This is a genomic window from Mesorhizobium sp. M1409 (genome assembly GCF_040317535.1).
Lineage (GTDB): Bacteria > Pseudomonadota > Alphaproteobacteria > Rhizobiales > Rhizobiaceae > Mesorhizobium.
Genome location: NZ_JAMYKV010000110.1, coordinates 1 through 5,588, shown reverse-complemented (window position 1 = coordinate 5,588; position 5,588 = coordinate 1). Strand labels below are relative to the sequence as shown.

Annotated in this window: 2 protein-coding genes and 3 pseudogenes; 2 read left to right on the top strand and 3 right to left on the bottom strand. The window is 56.0% G+C overall.

Features of this window, described 5'->3' with window-relative positions; all coding sequences use genetic code 11:
- Window positions 1–69: 69 nt before the first annotated feature.
- Window positions 70–378 (top strand): annotated as a pseudogene (locus tag NKG99_RS35135) (IS66 family transposase); the annotation flags it as partial.
- 78 nt (window positions 379–456) lie between these two features.
- Window positions 457–1,042 (top strand): annotated as a pseudogene (locus NKG99_RS35130) (transposase); the annotation flags it as partial.
- A gap of 113 nt (window positions 1,043–1,155) precedes the next feature.
- Here the strand turns inward: NKG99_RS35130 and NKG99_RS35125 are convergent.
- The 3 genes and pseudogenes from NKG99_RS35125 to tnpB form a co-directional block, all read right to left on the bottom strand.
- Window positions 1,156–3,039, bottom strand: coding sequence for an MBL fold metallo-hydrolase (locus NKG99_RS35125; RefSeq protein WP_352874031.1), 1,884 nt, complete (start codon window positions 3,037–3,039; stop codon window positions 1,156–1,158).
- 297 nt (window positions 3,040–3,336) lie between these two features.
- Window positions 3,337–4,926 (bottom strand): ABC transporter substrate-binding protein, encoded by a 1,590-nt coding sequence (locus NKG99_RS35120; RefSeq protein ID WP_352874029.1) that lies wholly within the window; start codon window positions 4,924–4,926, stop codon window positions 3,337–3,339.
- Between the two features lie 401 nt (window positions 4,927–5,327).
- A pseudogene (gene tnpB / locus NKG99_RS35115) lies at window positions 5,328–5,471 on the bottom strand (IS66 family insertion sequence element accessory protein TnpB); the annotation flags it as partial.
- Between the last annotated feature and the right edge of the window lie 117 nt (window positions 5,472–5,588).

Below are 5,588 nucleotides of genomic sequence, written 5' to 3'. Positions count from 1 at the left end.
CTGGATACTGGATCGATGGGAGTGCCGAACATGCGTTTTTGAACCCGCTTTACATTGACGAGCCCATGTGAGTTCACCTGCCGCGCCTGCGAGGCAATCAGCCAGGCTCCGGCGCCGTTCCACGCCACCCCGCGGGGCTGGGCCAGTCCCCGCCTGCTGGCGATGATCCTGTTCGAGAAGTTCGGCCAGCATCAGCCGCTCAAGCGCCAGGCTGAACGCTATGCGCGCGAAGGCGTGCCGCTCAGCCTGTCGACGCTCGCCGACCAGGTCGGCGCCGGCCCCGCGGCGCTGATGCCGCTGTTCAAGCGACTCGAAGCCCATGTGCTGGCCGCTTCACGTCTGCACGGCGACGACACGACGGTGCCGGTCCTGGCCAAGGTGTCGGGCGAATTGAGAAACTGACCCCCCTCTGACGAAATGAAGAACTGACCCCCTCGGTTATGAGAGGAGGCATGGATGACGATTGGGATTTCGGCGATTCCTGCATTGTCGAGAACGATGCAGGGAGAGGAGATGCTTCAGCCTGAAGAGGTGGCAGCGATGCTGCGGCTGCATGAACTTGGCTGGGGAGCGAAGCGGCTGGCGCAGGAATTCGGGTGCGCGCAACACGGTGCGTCGGTATCTGCGCGAGGGCGGGACTGTTCCGTTTCGCAAGCCTGTGCGGCGGACCGCGTTTGACGGGCTGGACGATTGGCTGCGGGAACGCTTCTTCCGCCATGGCGGCAACGCCGATGTGGTGCGCCAGGAACTGGCGAGCGAACATGGGATCTTCATAGGGCTTCGTTCGGTGGAGCTTCGGGTGCAGCATTGGCGTCGGGAGTTGAAGGCGCAGAAGCGCGCGACAGTTCGGTTTGAGACGGCGCCGGGATATCAGGTGCAGATCGACTTTGGCGACACGCGGGTGTGGATCGGCGGCGAGCGTGTTCGGGCGCACCTGTTTGTGGCAACGCTCGGTTACTCGCGTCGGCTGCATATCCGTCCCTCGCTTCGGGAGCGCCAGGCGGACTGGTTCGAGGGGATGGAAGGAGCCTTCCTTCGTTATTTTCGTTCATGGCCCGTCCTTTCTTCGCTTGGGGCTCGGCTCGGCACTCCCGAGCAGCCCCCGTTTGCTTAACAGCTGCAAAGACTAAGGGCGGGCCGCCGCTCAGACCACGGTCATAACGTCTGATCTCCTATGGTCGAGACGAGGGCTTCGCATAGGGGACCCTGAGAAATCCCGTCGATCAGGATCTCAGCTGTTATGAGCCTTCGCCCTGGATCAACGCCGGGAGGCGAAGTTGCCTCAAGCACGACCTCACCTTGCTGTGTTGTTTTCAGCAAAATACATCCCGTTTGACCGTCCGATGTCCAACCGAACGATGGCAAAAGGCGAGCACTGAACAGGGCGGTTCGGTCCAGATTGTTACGAACCTTGACGGTGAAAGCTACCTTGCTGTTCGGTCTAACCTGCAACAGGTACGGAAGCATTCGTACCCAAAAAAGGTCGATAAAATGGTCTTCGGGTTCGTTTACTATATCGCGGAAAGCTGCTTCCTTTCGGCTAATATAGCTCTCATATTCGCTCATCCTCGACTGATCCATTTGGATCAGGGCACCGTGTCCAGGGCACACGAGATCTGGCGCCGACTTTCGTACAACGTTTGCACAGCGGCGATGCATCTGTAATTGGAAGCTGTTGCGCATAACGGTCGTTTGGACAGCAATTTCGTGGTCAATGCCATCAAATTGAGCATTGAAGAGGAATAGATTGTCCCCGCCGAAAGCGACCCTCTTCCCGTCTATGTCTCCCACAATGAAGGCGTGGTATTCTGATTGCCCGGGAGCATGGTGCATTTCGAAATCAAATCCGCGCCAGTGAAATGATTCACCGTCTTCCAGTACCTTCTGCACGTTAATCGGTTTGGAAAGGCAGCATGGCGTACTGGCCCAAGCGGCTGGGTTGGCAATGACACGGGCCACCCAATCGAGCGCCCAGCACTGCGTTCCGAACTGTTTCTGAAGGAACGGAATTCCTGCGATATGGTCATCATGGGTGTGGGTAGGAACAACAAGCTCGATACTGTGAACATCGTATTGCTGCCGAAGTTGATCGATGTGATGTTCGATGAAGCGCACGCCCTGAATGCCGTCGGAATCGGCTGCCCAATGTAGGTGTCCAGGAGAGGTGAGCCCGTAGTCAATCAGCATCGCGTGACCGATTCCACTCAACACGATGTAAAAGTTGGAACAGGTATATGGGCCTGCCCACAAGAGATGGTCCGATATCGCCTCCAGCTTGCTCTCGCGAATCAACTGTCTGTCATGGAAAGCATGGTCGCGACCAGAGGTGTATAACCTTCCGATATCTGCGAGCTTTTCGAGTCTCGACTCCAACCTCGCAATATCGGCTCTCACGTTCCAAATTGGTGCGCCGTGAGAAGGGTACGCCACATCCACGTTCTGCCTTTTGAGAGCAAGGATCGACTGCATTGAAAATTCGATGCCGAGGAGATCACCATAACCGTACTCCATAGCGTGCAGTTGGTAGAGCTTGCCGCCGCAACACATCAGATCGCCTATGAAAGCCACTCTGGTGCCATCTAAATCGGCAATCAGGCTGATTGAGCCGTACGTATGCCCCTTGGCCGGCAGCACGCGGAATTCGCACCCGTTCCAGACAAACGCACCATAGTCTTCCAGGACAGCATCAACAGTGATATTGCTACCTAGAGAGAAAAACGTGCTTGTATCATTGTAATTGTCGTATATGCGTCGCGCTTGCCAGTATGCCTCGACGTTGTCAAACAGATGGCGTTCATATTCAGGGACAGCGACCTTCGCACCCGCACTCTGAACAATCCATGTTCCCCAGCACTGGTCCCGGTGATGGTGGGTGTGCAGCACCCATGCGACGCGGTCTATACCAATGGAACCAAGGTGCTCCATAACGGCGCCCGATCCCGTATCGATGAGCAGGCACTCCGCACCGCTTTTCACAATGTAAACCGTGCATGTGTCTTCGAAAGACCAGAGATTACTGGAAAGTTGGACCAGAGACATCTGTATCCCTTTTTCTCAGAGACAATTTTGATGATCCACCTGTCTCTCCGCGCCTCTTGCAGATTGCCGACCTCTTTCTGCAAATGCAAAACGACGTATTGCGGCGCCCCGATCAAAAGGCGCTGCCAGAGAGTGCTTTCATTGGTGTATGCGTCAGCTCGAATTTTACAACGAGACTGTCTTCTGCCGTCAACATTTAGCAAAGAAGCCGAGCGCAAATAACCTCGGAGATGGGAGCCGGCGCACTTCAACGCGCGCCGACAGGTAAATTTGCTGGCGCATCCACTTCGCGTACAATTACTCCTCAGCAAACCACCATCGCTCGGTGCAACGGTAACCATCGAGATCCCAATTGGAAGCAATTTTATTGTGACCGACTTTTCTCGACAGGGCGTTGACGTAGTGCGCGAAAATCGGAATGACTGCTCCGCCATCATCCCTGCATAGGCTCTGCATTTCCGTATACATCTCAAGTCGCCTGGCGTCGTTGAGTTCGGACCGGGCTGATACTAATAGTTCATTGAATCGAACGTTCTTCCAATGGGTCTCGTTCTCTGGGGAGTCAGCAGCATAGCCTTGGGAAAACATCCAGTCGGCTGTGGGCCGACCTAACCATTGGCTGGTGCACCAGGGTTTCTTCAGCCAGACGTTATCCCAATAACCGTCGCTTGGCTCACGGACAACATCAATGGTGATGCCGGCTTTGGCGGCATTTTGCTGGTAAATCACTGCGGTGTCGACCGCTTCTGGAAAGGCGGTATCTGAAGCTGACAAATTCACTCGGAGATCAGCGAGGCCGGCCTTCTTGAGGTGGAACTTTGCCCTTTCGGGATCGTATTCCCGCTGGGGCAGGTTCTTGGCGTAGAAGCGGTTTGACGGAGCAATTGGATGATCGTTTCCAAGCTGGCCGTATCCTAGTAGCGCCGTATCCAGCAGCAGCTGCCGATTGATGGCATACTTTAGGGCCAGTCGCACATCCACGTTGTCGAACGGGGGGAGATCGCAAAGCATGGGCAGTGTGTAGTGTTGGGTTCCGGCGACTGACAGAATCTCCAGAGTCTTGGTCCTCTCCAACAGATGGACCGTTTTTAAGTCGCATCGGTTCATCGCGTGGATCTGACCGGTTACTAGAGCATTTGTGCGCGCCACGGCATCGCGTATGAGAAAAACCTCGAATGAATCGAACCACGCCGCATCCGACCTCCAGTAATTTGCGAAACGTTTGGCTGCGCCTTTGATACCGTAGTCGATTTTATCGAGGACGTAGCCTCCCGCCCCAACGCCAGAGAAATCAGCATTTCCATCCTTTGCCGGAACAATGGGGAGTCGATAGTCTTCAAGAAGGTAAGGAAGATCTGCGTTAGCCTCTTTCAGGACAAATACGACTGTTCCGGCCCCGTCTGCCCGGATTTCCTCGATCGGAGCAAGGGTGGCTTTAGCCGCCGACTTGGATTGCTCCCCGCGATGGTGATTGAGGGAGGCGATAACATCCTCCGCTTCCAAGCTTTTACCATTGTGGAACTCGATGCCCTTCCGCAACTTGAAGGTCCAGATTTTGGCGTCCTTCGTCACATCCCAAGACTCGCCGAGCTCACCGGTGAGATTTCCATCAGGGTTTACCGCTGTAAGATAGCCATGCATAGACTTAAAGAACAGTCGTGTGAATGCGGTTGTGGCTCTTGCAGGATCGAGGGAGTCAGATGTTGAGCCCTCACCGACGCCGATCTTGAAGTGGCCGCCCTTCTTAGGGGCGGCTTCCTGAGCCAACACTGGAAGAAGTCCGCTTGAGGAGGTCATGGCCAAAGCGCAGCTACCGGCAGCCGCATTTTTGAGGAATTCCCTTCGGCTCACCATCGTGGCTATGTTCGCGTCACCCAATTTGCCCATTGCACCTTTCCTCCCATTCGGCTCTTTATAATAACGGTAGTCGGACAGCGGACGTTAATCTTGCCGCGAGATCAACAAAGCTGCATCAGTCTTGGCGTGACCCGTAAGCCCCAATGCTCACGCTCTGGCACTTCGCTAGCACAGTTGATGACTTTCGAAACTGCGCAAAAAGGTAATCTCTCTGTTGATTTTATTTCGAGGTGCGGGCGATTGGTACACCCATCGAGGAACGTGCCCACACGCGATGACACTCTCGTGTCGGGTATCGCGGGACGAGATGGTCGAGCCTGCGCGCTTGGGGCTGAACATGCCCAAGGGGCCTGGCATGGAGCGGGCCTGCGTCGCGGTCACCCCCAGGGGCCGTCAACCTGCACCACAGAGGTGGGTCGACGCGGCCGAATTCAGCTTCGAAAACACCGGTCTGCGCAGCGGCGGGAAATGAGACAAGCAAAGGAGCATCGCTTGGCGAATAGGCACAGCCCACTTCCATTCCAGGCCAGGATCTTCAACATGTCGCCGCGCTTGCCCCGGGACACGAACAGCGCCCCCGAATGCGGTTATGTTGCGCGCCACATAACCGCATTTATGCGTCGGGCGAGATTATGTGGCGGAGCCGCCCTGACGCCCGTCAGGGCGGGCCAAGTCCGACTGCCTCCGCCACA

Bases quoted from the DNA above. Each gene is read 5' to 3' on its own strand.
- NKG99_RS35125 (WP_352874031.1), bottom strand. From the start codon at position 3,039: ATGTCTCTGGTCCAACTTTCCAGTAATCTCTGGTCTTTCGAAGACACA.
- NKG99_RS35120 (WP_352874029.1), bottom strand. From the start codon at position 4,926: ATGGGCAAATTGGGTGACGCGAACATAGCCACGATGGTGAGCCGAAGG.